The sequence below is a fragment of the Candidatus Magnetaquicoccus inordinatus genome, from assembly GCF_004217665.1.
In the GTDB taxonomy this organism is placed as follows: domain Bacteria; phylum Pseudomonadota; class Magnetococcia; order Magnetococcales; family Magnetaquicoccaceae; genus Magnetaquicoccus; species Magnetaquicoccus inordinatus.
In genome coordinates this window covers 1-15,475 of sequence record NZ_RXIU01000070.1, presented here as the reverse complement: position 1 = coordinate 15,475, position 15,475 = coordinate 1, and the positions used below count along the sequence as shown (strand labels likewise).

Sequence of the window (15,475 nt, the reverse complement as noted above, 5' to 3'; positions counted from 1 at the left end):
CCATAGTGGTTGCATTATACACGCATCCACACTGCTCAACAATAAGTTTCGATAATCATGTTAGCGCATATGGGGCAAAGCCCTGCTGAAAATGTGCGGCGTTTCACAAAAGCAAATGCGTAGCATTCGCGCACGCCGCACCGATTTGTGCCCCGCAGGGGCACTCTTTGGGAGGGCGGACGCCCGACATGCACAGTTTCGCTTGTGGCAACAGTGAAGAAATTGGCAAATGCGATTGCCCTGCATTTTACGCTGGCAATCAACGCCCAATCGTTGTAGCCTCTCTCTCGCTTGGTGTTTCTTTCTTGCATACTTCCCTAGCAGCCCCTGCCGCCCATGTCCGAGCAGATGCCTTCTACTCACCCGGAGATTCTTGCCCATGCGGCGCTCTTGCGCCAGCAAGAGCAAATTATTGTCGATGAAGAGCAGCAACACCTGCTCATCTTCCGCCTGCTGGATCACTATTTCGCCCTGCCAGGCCAATATGTCCGCGAGGTGTTGCCGGCAGGCGATATCATTCCCGTGCCAGGCAGCTCCCCCTTCTTTCTCGGTGTCATCCCGGTGCGCGGCGAAATCGCCTCAGTTCTCGATCTGGCGCGCCTGCTGGAGATGCTCCCCACCACCATTGCCAGCACCCGCAAACACTCCAGCCGCATTCTCATCGTGCAAAAAGAGGAGAAAAATACCGGCATGTTGGTCGATGCCGTCGAAGATATTCGCGAGTTTCCCAAAAGTGCCGTACAAACGCAACACTCCTCCCTCGCCGACCATATGCAAAAATTTGCCCATGGAGAGCTCTTGTTCGCCGATCATCCCACACCCTTGCTCGATATCGACGCCCTCTTCCAGCATCTGCAAGAGCTCTGTTTGTGAAACAGATCCATCACTCCCCAGAGTTGCTGATTCTCCTTTGTCACTTCCAGAAAAGCCGCCTGGGCATCGAAGCCAAACTGATCGCCAGCGGCACGCGCTGGAACCCTGCCCACAATATTAACAACGCAAGTTATTTTCATCGCTGTCTCAATTTGCAGGATGACTCTCCCCACTATGCCGATCCCTATCTGCTCCTGCCACAACCTCAACTCAATCTTCCCGGTGGCTTGATCGTCGATCGTCTGCAAGGATTGCTCTCCATTCCCTACCACCAGCTCCATCCCTGGCCAACTTGCCTGTTTCCTGCCGCGACCACTCCCCCCTATTGGGCCATCGCACTGCCTGCCTGTGGTCCCATCCTGTTGCTGGATCTACACAACCTCATGAAAACAAAAGCCTGAACCCACTCCCCTCACCCGAAGCGATCAACAACCGCATACGCCATCATTGGGGAGGAGTAAACAGCACCCCCTTTTTTTCTTCAATCTTTGGCAAATGGATGGCATGCGCGGCAAAACGTCCACTCAAGGCATCATGATGACACACCGGACAGTGCACACGGGATCCCACTGGTGGAGCAGTGAAGAGTCGTTGATCGACTCTGTCATGGAGCTTCTGCCACAACGGATGCTCGATAATATAATGGCTGGCATTGCCCGTGGCTTTGCGAAAACGATGCGCCACCTCGGTGTCCCAATCTTCTGCTGCATGAATCAACACAAAACTGCTGATGGCAATAGCCTCTTTGCCAGAAAGAAAAATGGTGTGCCCAAAATGATGATCCAACTGATTAAGCAGATTCTGCCAACGCTCTTCCGGCAACAGGCTGGGATGGATGGTCCAATGGCAGCTTCCACACTTTTCTTGATAGATCTGGGGATAGGCAAGCGGTCGCCATCCATCCATTGGCAGTTGTGCCAACTCTTTGGACCAGTGATCCACCGCAAAAATCACAAGTCCCCCGACCAGAATGGCCCAACCGGCATGGGAATCCCGATACTGCTCCTCCACATGATCGCTATCCAAAGGCTTGCAACCAGTAATCATGCTGCGCAGCAAAGGCTGGCGTGTCAGTTTGGATTCACGCCAGACAATCAACAGATGCAAGCCCACCAATGGCAGCACCGCATAGGCCAGCCAACCATGCCAACGCTGCGCCCTCTCCCCCAATTGAAAACTGACCACCGATGCCAACGGTCCTAAATGCTCTTCACCGCCATAGGCCACCACGCCAGTCAGCAGCAACGCTCCCACCACCAACAACAAAACAAAACTGACCCAAGCATTCAACGGATTGAGCCCCAGGGAGGCCACCTTCAGTCGTCCCTGCCATAACGCCGCACCATCCTGCAACACCTGGTGCGGGGCATAAAAAAAATGGCTGAATCGCGCATATTCGGAACCAACCAAGCCCCAAATCAGGCGAAACAGCCATAATCCTGTCAAAATACCACCAAAAATCAGATGCCGATCCAATTGCCAAGCCGGATCCAGCCAACCGGTCAGCAGACAGGCTACGATCATTCCTGTCACTACCCAGTGAAAAAAGCGGACTGGACGGTCCCATACCTCCCATTCAGCATTGACGCAACTGCGCAAATAACGCCCCAGGCGTCGCCGCCAATTGACCTTTTCCACATCGCTATCCTGTCCGCTCTGTGCACTTTATGCCGTCTCGGCACCCCCCTGCATGACCAGAACAGGGCAATGGGCCTTGCCAATCAGATGAATCAACGGGTTGACATTAAACAGACGGTCAATCATCGAACGATCCCGTGGTTCACAAACAATAATATCGCAACTGCGTTGCCGTGCCACCTCCAAAATGGCATCATTCACCACACCATCCTGCACCAAACCATCCGCATCAATCTGTGCCATTTTTGCTTTGGCAACCAGACGGTTGACCGTTTGATTCACCTCAGGTCGATCGCTGGCATCATCTCCGGCAACCGTCAAGATGGTCAACGGCAATCCCCCCTTCTGGGCCAGGGCAAAGGCACCATGAGCCACTTCATCACCCTCAGCCAACTCGGGATCCACTGCCAACAATACGCCATTGGTCCAATAGGAAAAGAGTCGCGGCACCACCAAAACCGAACACTCTGCCTTTTCGATAATCTTGGCAGTCGCGTCGCCCACCATGAATTTGGCCATGCCACGCCGACCACGCCGACCAATAATCAATAATTGCGCTCCTACCTCCTTGGCCACCGCCAGAATCCCTTGACTCGGATCCTTGGCCGGACGCAGCAGCACCGAACTCTTTAAACCCTTCTCCTGACACAGCGTATGAATCCGTTCCACATTCAAAGAGGCATCCTGCTCTTCCACAATCGCCGCATCCGTACCCGGCTCTGCCATCAACAAGCGCAATACAATCAACTGTGAACCATGTTGAGTCGCCATATCAATGCCGACTCGCTCCACACCAGCCGAAAATTCCGATCCATCGGTAGCCAACAGAATGACTTTAAATTGTTCCGGATCCACCATACTGTCGTGACTCATGATCTCTCCCTCTGAACGTGTTATCCCCTGAATGCCACCGTGCGTATTCTCCTTCCCTGCTCGCATCACAGCATCCGCCTGACCCAGCATCCGGTATGGTATGCGGAAAGTTGCCACTCTTCAAGGAGCCGCAAAAGCAATTTGTGAAATGAAATTAGCCTATATAAAAAATTTTTACACAATTCACCAGCAATAACACCCATAACACGCCACTTTCCAACTCAGTGTCGCAAAAAATCTCTCAATATTCAAAAAAAATTTCACATAGCCTCACACCCCTTTCTTGACGCCGGGAAAACAGTACGATTATATTGACCTGCCAAACCGGCTGTTGCTGCCAAGCAGAAGATGTGCAGAGTCTCTCTCCTCATCCTTGGCAATCCGCCTTCCCGCAATAGCCCCCCTCTGCCATCATGTTCCAGAAAAAAAGAGAGGTTGAACAATGGGCGCAATCGTTATCGATGAACCGCAAACTGCTGCCATGGGCGGCAACCAACCACCCATGTATGTGGAGACTATCCGCCGTCTCTACCGCAAAGGAGCAGACACCCAACTCTCCCGCATTATCAGCCGTTTGCTGCCCGGCGATATCGCACTGGTCATCAATTCCACTGATGAAATGGATGAAGCGGCAGATCTCTTCAACCTGATTACCCAACCCACTCAGGCGGGAGAAACTTTACAAAATCTCCAGGAGGAGTACCAAATCCATATCATCTCCTCCTGTACCCTCGAACGCGCCGTCGCGGTACTGGAAAATCTTCCCCCGGATACCCGCAGCCGTATCTTGAGCAAACTGAATCCGGAAGTGGGCTCCCACATCATGAATGCCCTCGGCCAGGAGACCCGCAAAGAGGTGCAAAGCCTCTTGCAATATCTGCCTGATACCGCCGGAACACTCATGACCACCCAGTTTTTCGCTATCGATGAAAGCACCACCGCCCGCGAAGCACTGGAAACGTTGCGCAGCCTGCCCTACCATGAGTTTGTCTTCTATGTCTACATCCTCGACGAACAAAATCGCCTCGTCGGCGTCAGTTCACTGCGGCGCATGCTGCTCTCGCCTCCCGACAAGCGGGTCGGCGACATCATGGATCGTCGGGTCCATACCGTAAACGTCGACACCCCACAAGAGGATGCCGCCAAACTGGTCACCGCTCATGACCTGATGGCCATCCCTGTACTCAACGATCAAGGCGTGCTGCGCGGTATCATCACCGTCGATGACCTGATCCACGTCATCCAAAATGCCGACACCCAGTCCATGCTCAAATCGGTCGGCGCCGACTCCGATCAGTCGCAAAATATTCTTACCCAAGCCATCACCGGTATCGCCAGAAACCGCCTCCCTTGGCTGGTCGCCCCCTTCCTCGGCGGACTCTTTGCCGCCTGGACCCTTGGCGAGTTTGAAGAGACCATGTCCCGCGTCATCCAATTGAGCTTTTTCATGCCCATGATCTTCGGCATGGCCGGCAATGTCGGCAGCCAAACCGCCGTGGTCGCCGTGCGCGGACTGGCCACCGGTGTCATCCAGGTCAGCGACTATTTCGCCTTGCTCATGAAAGAGACCAAAACCGGTGTCCTCATCGGCCTCTTCTATGGCGTCTGTCTCTCCCTGTATGCCCTGCTGGTCTTCAAAAGCTCCACCCTGGCTTTCGTGGTCGGTATCAGCATCCTTTCCAATATCACCTACGCCGGTGTTATCGCCTCCAGTCTGCCTCTGCTCCTGCAACGTCTGGGACATGATCCGGCTATCGGTGGTGGACCCTATGTCCTCACTACCGTCGATGTCCTTGGGGTGATCAATTATTTGATGATCGCCACCCTCGTCTACGGTTTTTGATGCCCGCTCCCGCGCCAACCTCTCGCGACCAGGATAAAATGCTATGGCCATGATGGATCTGGAAGAGAATAAATCTTCCCCCTCTCAACCTACAAAAAATAATATCTCTGAGGCAATCGTGCGCTTGCACCGTCGGGGCGCTACCGCGCACCTCTCGCAACTGCTCAGCAAACTCAAGGCTACCGATATCTCCCAGGTTCTTAACGGCTTCCCAGAACATCGCGCCCAGGAAGTCTTCTCCGCCATCACCCCAACCTCGCACGCCGCCGCCGTCCTGGAACATCTCGACGATGCCCATAAACAGTGCGTCATGCGCCAAATGAGCAACGAACAGGCGTGGGTTATCCTGAACAATCTCCCCCTGGAAGTGCGTACCGCCATCTTGAGCAAACTCGATGACGCCACCAGTGAACGACTCCAGGAGACCCTGGAAACCAAACAACGTCCGCAACGTCCCGTCGACAACTATTCCTACAAGGAAAATACCGCCGGCAGCCTCATGGAAACCAATATCCTGGCCCTGCCTCAAACCATGACCGCCGCCGAGGCTATCCATACCATCCAGGATCTGGCCGATCAAAACTCCATCTTCTACCTCTACGTCGTCGATGAGATGCACCGCCTCACCGGTGTCTGCTCTCTGCGCCGCCTGATCCTGGCCAATCCCGATAAACTGCTCATGGAATTTACCAGCTCACGACTGGTCAAAGTTCATGTCGATGCCCCACAAGGCAACGTCGCCAAACAGATCTCGCGCCATCGCCTCCTTGCCGTGCCGGTCGTCGATGAACTGGGTATGCTGGTCGGTCAAATCACCATCGATAACTTGATTGACATCATCCAAGAGGAAAATACCGAATCGATCATGAAAATGGCCGGTATCGGTTCCAGCAAAGCCAACGTCCTGACCCAAACCCCCCTGCAAATCTTTGCTACCCGCGTCCCCTGGTTGATCACCGCCTTCATCGCCTATCTGGCCATCTCCGCTATCCTCGACGGCTTTGAACATACCCTCTCTGCCGTCGTTCAACTGGCCTTCTTTTTCCCCATCGTCATCGGCATGTCTGGCAATGCCGGCAGCCAAACCGGAGCTGTCGTCGTCCGTGGCCTCGCCCTGGGCACCTTGCACGAAGGACACTTCTTCAAGTTGCTCTTCCGCGAACTGGCAGTCAACTTTATCCAGGGGGGAATCTATGGCCTCGCCCTCGCTGGCGCCTCCTATCTCATTTTTCAAAACCATTTATTGTCTATGACTTTAGGTATAGCGATGACGCTCAGCATCTCCTGCTCGGCGGTTATTGCCATGTCCTTGCCCTATTTTTTCAAAAAGTTGGGGGCCGACCCCGCTGTGGCAGCCGGTCCAATGGCTCTCGCCTTCATTGATATGGTCGGTTCGATCAACTATTTGACCGTCGCCTTCTTCATGTTCAAACTTTAGGGATAACTTTCAGGTTCGTGCTGGCTCGCCAGCTCTACCCCCATGGGGATGCAGTACGGATTGGCGCAAAAAAGCGCGCCAATCCGCACAGCTTGCTTCCATTAGGCGCTTAAGCCGACGCAAAAAGCGCGTCGGCTTGTTGTGAAAAGCGCGCCAAAAGCACAAAACAAAACCCCAGAGGCTCCGCTTCTGGACTCCGCCAGGGAGGTGCCCTCCCTGGACCCGCAATAGTTTTGGGTGATGAATAGTTACTACTCTCCCAATAAATTACGTACCGTATCCACCAAATGGCTCTGGTCAAAAGCACCCTTGACGATATAGGCCGATGCCCCTGCCGCAATGCCACGACGCTTATCCTCCTCCTTGTCACGCGAGGTGACCAAAATAATCGGCGTGTGCCGATAGCGCTCCTGGCACCGCAACTTGCGCGTTAAAGAAAATCCATCCAACAGCGGCATCTCTACATCGGTCACCACCAAATCAAATGGCTCCGCCACCGCTTTGGCATACCCCTCCTCACCATTCTCTGCCAAACTGACCCGATAGCCCGCCGCCTGCAAAATGGCCTGCTCAATCTCCCGATTGGTGCGCGTATCATCCACAACCAAAATATGCCGGGTCGAACGCTGCCAGAGACTCTCGCCACTCTGGCGGATCGTCTCTGCCCCCATCTCCTGCATGCGCTTGCACAACAACAGGCCATCCAAAACCAAAACAATCTCATTCTGGGCCGAAATCATCATCCCGGAGGCAAAAGGATGGCGGCGCATAAAATAGGGCAATGGTTTCAATACCACCACCTCTTCATCCACCAGCGCATCACATAACAGACCCCGTTGCCCCTGCGCATGTGCCAAAACCAATACCAGGCGCCGCCGCTCTGTTGGCAGACGCAACAGCGAAGGGGATAATCCCAAAATGCTCTGCAACGCCTGCACCGGAATCATCTGCTCGCGCAAGCGCAAGGCCCTGCCACCAACCACCGGCAGCAAATCCTCTTCCTGCACCGCAACAATCTCCGCCACCGCCGCTCCAGGTATCGCCAAAACCAACCCGTTCACCCGAAACAACAGAACCCGCACCGTGGCCAAGGTCAATGGCAACCGCAACAAAAAACGGGTTCCCTGCCCCGGATCACTCTCCACCCGAATTGAACCCTGCAGCAGCTCGACAATATTCCGTTTTACCACATCCATGCCCACACCACGACCAGAGAGATCGGTTACCCTCTCCTGGGTGCTCAAGCCTGGATGAAAGATCAACTCCAACAGCTCGGAATGGGCAAGCTGACCAAGCGCTCCGGCACTGACTATCTGCTTGGCAACCGCCACCTCTTGCAGCCGCTGCAGATCAATGCCCTTGCCATCATCCCGCAATTCAATGGTGACCGCTCCTCCCTGCGTACCCGCCAATACCTGAATCGTCCCCTGAATCGGCTTGCCCGCCTGCAGCCGCTTTTCCGGCAGTTCAATGCCATGATCCACAGCGTTGCGCAATAAATGCAAAAAAACATCACCCAGCTTTTCAATAATCACCCGATCCAAACGGGTCTCCCCACCACGCACCTGCAGTTGAATCTCCTTGCCACTCGCCTTGGCCAAATCGCGTACCAGACGCGGTAACATGTCAAACAGCGTGGTCAACGGCAACAAACGCATTTCCAAAGTATGCGTGTACAAAGCATCCAACACCTGATCAAGCAGCGTGGCATCTGCTGCCAACTGCGTCGCCGTCTGCTGCAACTGATTGCTCAGACTCTGCAACTGTCGCGACGATTGCGCCTCCATCAGACGGCTGCAGGCTGCATGCGCCTGTCGCACCTCTTGCAAACGCTGCTTGATGCGTTTGCGAAAAAAGAGTGACTCTCCCACCGTTTGCAATAAATGATCAATCTGCTCGGCATCCATGCGAATGGTGGCATCGCCACTGCGCCCCAGAGAACGCATTGCCGGCAGGCGCGGCGGAGCAGCACTCTTGCGTCCTTCCCCCTCGCCCATGGCTTGCGCCTCTGCTGCCACCACAGGAGCAGGAGTGACTTGCTCCGTGACTGCCGCCGCTCCTGTTTCACTCTCCCGCCTCTCCGATACAGAGGTGGGCGGTGCACCATTGGCAACTCCTTTTTGTCCTCCCGCCTCCCCACCTGAGGCAGCCAACTCCGCCAACGCCTGGCAGAGCCTCTCATCCTCTACCAACTCCCCGGAACCGCTGGCAACCTGATCCAACAGAGCGCGTAGCGCATCCAAACCGGCAAACAGCAGATCACCCATGCGCGGCGACCAACTGATTTTTTGCTCCCGCAAGGCGCTTAACACATCTTCCATCTTGTGCGCCAACACCGAAACAGGTGCAAAACGCATCATCCGTGCGGCACCCTTCAGGGTATGCGCCGCGCGAAAACATCCATCCAGATCCGCTGCTGCGGGCAACTCCCCAACCGACAATCTTTCCCACAACAACAAACAACGATCCATCTCACCCACATGCGCATGGGCATCTGCCAAAAATGAGGCAACAAATTGCGCCCGGTTCAAGGCCATCTCAGGCGCTCACCTCTTGCCATTGCTGCAGATCTGTCAACTTGAAACGGGCCACCTGCTCCTTTTGACTCTGCGCCAAATGGGCCATCGCCTTGATCCCCTGACTGGTCTGATTGATCGTCACCGAACTCTGCTGAATCCCCTGCTCAATCCCTTGCAACGCTACCAATATCTGCCGGTTGGCCGTCTCCTGCTGCTGTGTCGCCAAGGAGATCTGTTGCGTGGCATCGGTGGTGGTGCCCACCCCCTCCACCACCTCTGCCAACATGCGCGCTGCACGCATGCTGATCTCCATTCCCTCCTCTACCTGCTGGGCATCACGGCGCGCCGATTCCACCAGACCCTCGATAGTGGCATGAATCTGCTCCACTCGTGCCGCAATATGGCCCGTTGACTCCATCACCGAATCGGCCAAACGACGTATCTCCGCCGCCACCACCCCAAACCGTTTTCCCGCCTCCCCCGCACTGGCCGCCTCCAAAGCCGCATTAAAAGCCAACAGCTTGGTCTGATCGGCAATCGAATTGATAATATTCATGATCTCCGTGATCTCAACCGACTTCTTCCCCAACTCCGCTATCGCCTTGCCACTGCGCCGATTGGCCTTGGTAATCTTTTTCATGCGATCGATCACCACCGCCATCTCCGCGGCACTCTGATTGGTCTTCGACCAGGCATCACTGGACATCTGCAATACCCGCCGGGCATTGTCGGCGATTTGTGCCGAAGAGGAAGAGAGCTCCTCCATCGTACAGGTGATCTCGGTAACCGAGGCCACCTGCTGAACTGCTGTCGCCGATTGCTGCTCCATGGCCGCCGAAATCTCAATCGAAGAGTGGTTGACACTGTCGGTCACATGCAGCACCGCCCGAATCGATTTTTCCAAACTATCCGCCAGACGGTTGGCTGCATCCATAATCTGAAACAGCTCATTGCGAAATTGCGCCGGAACCTCAAAATGAAAACTCAAATCGCCACTGGCCAACTTGTCCAAACCCTTCGGCACCTTGTGCAGATAACGCTGCAGTATCTGGCCCACCCACAATCCAATCAATACCGTCAACAACACACCAATCGAAGTGCCAATCACACTCCCCCACTGGGTACGGGTGACCTCTGTTTCCGTGGCAACCACCTGCTTTGCCATCTTTTGATCCATCCAGTGCATCTGCTTCTGCACATCTTCTGTTATTTTTTGTGCCGTCTTCTCCATGCTGGCGATAGTCCGTACTACCTGGGTGTCTTTGGCCAACAAAAGCGCCAAAGTCTGCTGATAAGCATTCATATCCAAAGTGCGGCGCATTTTTGCCAACGATTCGCTGGCATCCCTGGCCAGTCGATCCAGCACCACGCGAATCCCATGCGCCCGCCCCTCATTGGGATCGGCCAGATAATCCACCTCCGATAAATGCAAATCGGCCAAGGCCGATTCCAGAGTACGATTTTCCAACTCATAGATCTGAATCTCAATCTCTTCCCGATGGCGCTTCAATACCAGCCGCAAAGATTGACTTTGCGCAATCGCTTCCGTCAACTGCTCAAAAGCGGTCGCATACTCCTGCAAATCGGCACGAATCGCCTCCATCGCCCCATTGCTCAAGCTGTCTACCTGCTGACGCAACTCGGCAAGCAGCGGCTGCATCGGTTTGGCCGACTCCATCTGCCGACTCAATTGCACCTTCATGCGAATATTTTCCGCCTGTGCCACCCCCAATGACAAGAGACGCCATCCATCCTTTTCCCGCAACCCCCGGTATAAATCCCGATTGATCTCCTGCACCTCCCCCAAGGAGAGATGATTCAGGGTAATCACCGCCAGAAAAATCACCAACGATACCCCTGAGGTCAGGCGCATCCAGGTGTCGATAGAAAATCGGGAAAACAAACCCGTTCGATTTTGCACAGCCCACTGTACGATCCCGCGCATCCTGTTGCCCCCCTTCAGCTCAGGCCGGATTGATTCGCTGTAACCGGTTCTGACAATAATTGATCAACTCCTGTTCAGAAAAGCGCAACGGCAAAAATGGTAATCCATGACCTTGCATACCTCCCGCTCTGCCCAATCGGTAAATCACCACCTGGTACTCCCGTACCGCCATCTCCCTCTCCTGCAACGCCTCATAGGCATGCGCCAAATAATAGTGCGGCAGCCAACTTCCGGGATGCAAAAAGATTGCCGCCCGCAAATGCGCAATCCGCTCAATCGGATCGCCACCCTCCTGATGCAACCCCATCGCCAACAACAACAGCCCCTCATAACTCAGGGTATCCCGCTTGATCAACGCCCGACATAAACTGACCGCCTGCCGCAACGCCTCACCATCCTCTTCGGCACACAAAAGAGCCGCGGCCTTCAATGTCACCACTTGCGGGTGCGGCGGCTCACTCCACAACCGCTTGTTGATCTGCTCCAAGGCCTGCTTGACCTTGTTTGCCAAAAGCAAACGAATCACCTTGCCCATCTGCCGTTGCCGATCCATCTTGTGGCCCAGCTTCTCTCCTGCCATCAGCAGATCCTGAGCCACCTCCGCCGCCCGGGTACCAATCGTTGGCAACGGCTCTGCCGCACTCCTTATCCTCTCGCTCTCTCCACTGCGCCGATTCTCTCCTATCCACTCTGGCAGCGGCATCAGCGAACGCCCCTCCCGCTTGCGAAAGAAAAAACGTCCCTGCCATGTCTCCAAATGTACATTGCCCGGACGAATCTGCGGCTGATTGTGAAAAAAGATCTCCGCCGGAGTCAAAAACAGACAGCCCCCAGGCTGTAACTGCTCCAACAATCGACAAAATACCGCCCGCTTGGTCGTTTCATCAAAATAGATCGAAACATTGCGATAGAATATAAAATCCACCCCGCGCATCGGCTCAGGATAGATTTCCGACATCAAATTTAACGGAAAAAAATTGACCCGCTCTTGCAAACGCTGTACAACACGCTCCCGCCCGGAGCCCTCGCGGACAAAATAGCGCTCCCGCAACTGCGCATCGCAATTACATAAAGCCTTCTCGGCATACAACCCACTGCGCGCACCCTGCAAAGCCTGTCCATCCACATCGCCGCCCTTTACCGAAAAGCGATATTTTTCTCCATGGCTTTCCAGTAGCAAAATTGCCAACGAATAGGCCTCTTCCCCCCGGGCACAACCTGCACTGATTATGTTCAGCGGTCGCTCCACCTTGATTTGCTGTTGATAACCAGGCAACAACACATCACAAAACAGGCGCAACTCCTCGATGCCCCGAAAAAAATAGCTCTCATTCACCGTCAACAATGAAAGCAGCGCCGCAAACTCCTGCTCACTCTCTTGCACATGCTCCCAATATGCCTGCCGCGAAAAAATCGCACAGGCCATCATGCGATCTTCCACACCCTCCCGTAATTTGTTGATCCGGTTTTGATCAAAATATAACCCACTGCGTTCACGCACCAAACTCTGCCACTGCTGCAACGCAGTCATACTCCACTCTTCCATCTGCTGCAGCGGCTTCATCATCCCTAACCCTGGGCCTGCAGATATTGGGTGCACGCCTGAACCGATAACGCCGGTGCAAACAGCTCTCCCTGCAACAAATCACCGCCATACTCCTGCCAAAACTGCCGATCCTCTGCAGTGTCGATACCATCCACCAATAAACGCCAACCCATCGCCTCCGCCATGGCCCGCCAGCCACGAATCATCTGGCCACGCCCACTGTCATCCGGCAAACCTACCCATAACCCCCGATCCAGCTTGATCACCCGCACCCCTGCCGCCTGCAATATGGCTGGAGAAAATGGCGTCAAACCAACATCGCGCAAGGCAATGGTCACCCCCAACCCCTGCAACATCTCAAACAAGGGGGCCATCTTCTCCCACTGACTCAATAAAACTGCACAACCAATCTCCAGCTCCAAACGATCTGCCGGCACACCCGTCTCACGCAATACCGACTGTATCATCTCCAACAAAACCATACCCTGCTGCAAATAACGCAGCGATAACGGTATGCTGACCCGCTCTATCGCATAGCCAGCCTCCATCCAGGCATGGTATTGCCGACACACACTCTCCAACATCCATAATCCCACCGGAACCATCAAATCGGTCTGCTCCAGATGCGGCAAAAAAAGCTCCGCCACCATCGCTTGCCCTGCCACCACTGCCGTTTCACGATGCCAGCGCAACTGTGACTCCATGGCCACAACGCGACCGCTCTTTGCCGCAACACGCGGTTGATAATAAATGGCAAACTCCCGATTGTCCCACGCCAAGGTGATGGCCCGCTCCAGGCGCGCCCGCTCCGCAGCCGCCTCATTCATCTCTGGGGTGAAAAAGCGAAAGGTGCTGCGTCCCGCCTCCTTGGCCTGATACATCGCCGCATCAGCATTTTTCAACAACTGCTCCATCGTCTCCGCATCGTTGGGAAAAAAGGTAATGCCAATCGACCCGGAAATCGATCCCTCCCCCTGCGGCAGATGAAAAGGCTTGTTCAACTCTTCCAAAATACGCCGCGCAACATATTCAATATAAAACGCATGCGTCAACCAAGGCAAAATGACCGTAAACTCATCCCCACCCAAACGAGCCAATAAATCAGTACCTCGCAAACAGCCGGCAATACGCCGCGCCGCCTCCTGCAAGAGCCGATCACCCGCTTCATGACCTAAGGTATCATTTACCTGCTTGAAACGGTCCAGATCAATAAACATCAACACCAGATCTTTGCCATTGCGCTGCGAGGCTGTAATCGCCTGGGTCAAGCGATCATAAAACAGCGCCCGATTGGCAAATCCAGTCAACGCATCATACTCTGCCTTCTGCTTGAGCGCCTCTTCCAACTGTTTGCGCTCCAAGACACTGGACAAAGTCGAAGAGATGGACTGCAAAAACAGCTCTTCTTCGGGAAGAGGCTGTCGTTCGTGCGCCAAATAGAGCTTCAATACCCCTAATGGTCGCTGCTGTAACAAAATCGGCACCAGGTAACGACTGCTGCCTGAGATGCCGGTACAATTGCTTCCCTGCTCATGCTGATCATGTCCAACAAAAAGAATCCTGCCCTCGGCCAAAGCCCGACCGCATAATGTCTGGTGAAACTGCGTCGCGGCCACGCGGGCACAGGAAGATTGTTGCTGCTGGCTTAAACCACACGCGGCCCTCAACAGCAAATCACCACTGTGCGGATCCAATAAAAAGATGGCACCCTTTGCTTGCAAATCCATCCAGGAAACCGCAACAATCACCTCCAACATGGCTGCCAATTGCTCCGACAACGGCAAACCGGTCATCGCCGACTCCAATAAACGGTAGATGACCGTGCGCGACTCAAAATCGCGCTGAATCTGCGCCTCATTCTGCTGCCGAATCACCAGTTCAGCGGCCAGCTCCTTGTTGGAGTGTTGCAACGCCTCTAATAGTTGTCGATTTTCTTTCTCAATCCGTACCTTGTCCAACAATTTGCCCACAGCAAACAGCACTGTGGACTCGATATTCTCATCCTTCAGCAAATAATCATCCGCCCCATCGTGGATCACCCCAATGGCCGTACCCACATCATTATTGCCGGAAAGAACAATTATCGGTAACCTGACCCCATCCTTGCGTAAACGCTGCACCAACTCCGTGCCAGTCATGCCGGGCATATTCAAATCGGTGATGAGCAAATCAAACGCTACCGCTCCGCCCACCTCGTGCAACGCCTGCTCACCATCCGCCGCCTCGGTTACCTCATATCCCCCATCCTCCAGGGCACTGCGCAACAACATGCGGGTAAACCCGTCATCATCGACAATCAATATGCGGTATACCAGGCCCGAATCCACCATGGTGGTTGCCAGAGTCGTCATACCTCCCCCTACATTCAACAATTCTCGCAACGCTCCGAGCTTGTGAATAAATCTACTGTACCGCCCATGAACGGCGTTGCAGGCTCATTCGCTCCTCGCCTATCTGCTTGCCATCTCTCGTCACGCATGCGCCTGCACCTCGCCCATGAACTGGCTGCCGACCGTTTTTCACAAGCTCTCCAATCTGACGCCTGCAAGACGCACCATACGCGCCACTCTCTCATTTCCAACCTTCACCAAGCAAACACAACCCCTTACTTTAAGTCTAGCAAACCGCTCCCAGCCATGCTAACAAAATTCACTCCCCAACAGATAATTTCGCCGCCAACAATTCTTATGCTGCTCCCCTGCAGAGGTTGTGTTACAATGGGGGTAACTATTCAGGTTCGTGCTGGTTCGCCAGCTCTACCCCCATGGGGATGCTGTGCGGATTGGCGCAAAAATGCGCG

10 protein-coding genes are annotated in these 15,475 nt (G+C 54.4%); 4 read left to right on the top strand and 6 right to left on the bottom strand.

Translation table 11 applies throughout. The features are described 5' to 3' along the window. Window positions 1-336 precede the first annotated feature (336 nt). Together EJP87_RS07140 and EJP87_RS07135 are read left to right on the top strand one after the other, a co-directional pair. Window positions 337-873 carry a chemotaxis protein CheW gene (locus tag EJP87_RS07140; RefSeq protein ID WP_130471175.1) on the top strand — a complete coding sequence of 179 codons (537 nt, stop codon included), beginning with the start codon at window positions 337-339 and terminating at the stop codon, window positions 871-873. Next, window positions 870-1,274 (top strand): hypothetical protein, encoded by a 405-nt coding sequence (locus tag EJP87_RS07135; RefSeq protein ID WP_130471174.1) that lies wholly within the window; start codon window positions 870-872, stop codon window positions 1,272-1,274. Before EJP87_RS07140 ends, EJP87_RS07135 begins: the two co-directional genes overlap by 4 nt. A gap of 43 nt (window positions 1,275-1,317) precedes the next feature. On the opposite strand, the gene EJP87_RS07130 is transcribed toward EJP87_RS07135, so the two are convergent. Both EJP87_RS07130 and EJP87_RS07125 read right to left on the bottom strand, forming a co-directional pair. Beyond that, window positions 1,318-2,511, bottom strand: coding sequence for a cytochrome b/b6 domain-containing protein (locus EJP87_RS07130; RefSeq protein WP_130471173.1), 1,194 nt, complete (start codon window positions 2,509-2,511; stop codon window positions 1,318-1,320). 27 nt (window positions 2,512-2,538) lie between these two features. Then, window positions 2,539-3,384, bottom strand: a complete 846-nt coding sequence (locus tag EJP87_RS07125; protein WP_193771207.1) for a universal stress protein — start codon at window positions 3,382-3,384, stop codon at window positions 2,539-2,541. A 442-nt stretch (window positions 3,385-3,826) separates the two neighbouring features. On the opposite strand from EJP87_RS07125, the gene mgtE (EJP87_RS07120) reads away from it, so the two are divergent. Together mgtE (EJP87_RS07120) and mgtE (EJP87_RS07115) are read left to right on the top strand one after the other, a co-directional pair. After that, the gene (mgtE, locus tag EJP87_RS07120; RefSeq protein ID WP_130471171.1) at window positions 3,827-5,227 is read left to right on the top strand and encodes a magnesium transporter; all 1,401 of its coding nucleotides are present in this window, start codon (window positions 3,827-3,829) and stop codon (window positions 5,225-5,227) included. A 43-nt stretch (window positions 5,228-5,270) separates the two neighbouring features. Beyond that, window positions 5,271-6,665: a magnesium transporter gene (gene mgtE, locus EJP87_RS07115; protein WP_130471170.1), complete on the top strand. Its 1,395-nt coding sequence runs from the start codon at window positions 5,271-5,273 to the stop codon at window positions 6,663-6,665. A 251-nt stretch (window positions 6,666-6,916) separates the two neighbouring features. Here the strand turns inward: mgtE (EJP87_RS07115) and EJP87_RS07110 are convergent, their stop codons facing one another. From EJP87_RS07110 to EJP87_RS07095, 4 genes are read right to left on the bottom strand one after another with little or no spacing between them, the layout of a single operon-like run. Continuing rightward, window positions 6,917-9,202: a hybrid sensor histidine kinase/response regulator gene (locus EJP87_RS07110; RefSeq protein ID WP_130471169.1), complete on the bottom strand. Its 2,286-nt coding sequence runs from the start codon at window positions 9,200-9,202 to the stop codon at window positions 6,917-6,919. A gap of 1 nt (window position 9,203) precedes the next feature. After that, entirely contained in the window at window positions 9,204-11,129 is a 1,926-nt protein-coding gene (locus EJP87_RS07105; RefSeq protein WP_130471168.1) for a methyl-accepting chemotaxis protein, read from the bottom strand. Between the two features lie 19 nt (window positions 11,130-11,148). Then, window positions 11,149-12,696, bottom strand: a complete 1,548-nt coding sequence (locus EJP87_RS07100; RefSeq protein WP_130471167.1) for a CheR family methyltransferase — start codon at window positions 12,694-12,696, stop codon at window positions 11,149-11,151. Window positions 12,697-12,698: 2 nt separating this feature from the next. Further along, window positions 12,699-15,026 carry an EAL domain-containing response regulator gene (locus tag EJP87_RS07095; RefSeq protein WP_130471166.1) on the bottom strand — a complete coding sequence of 776 codons (2,328 nt, stop codon included), beginning with the start codon at window positions 15,024-15,026 and terminating at the stop codon, window positions 12,699-12,701. Between the last annotated feature and the right edge of the window lie 449 nt (window positions 15,027-15,475).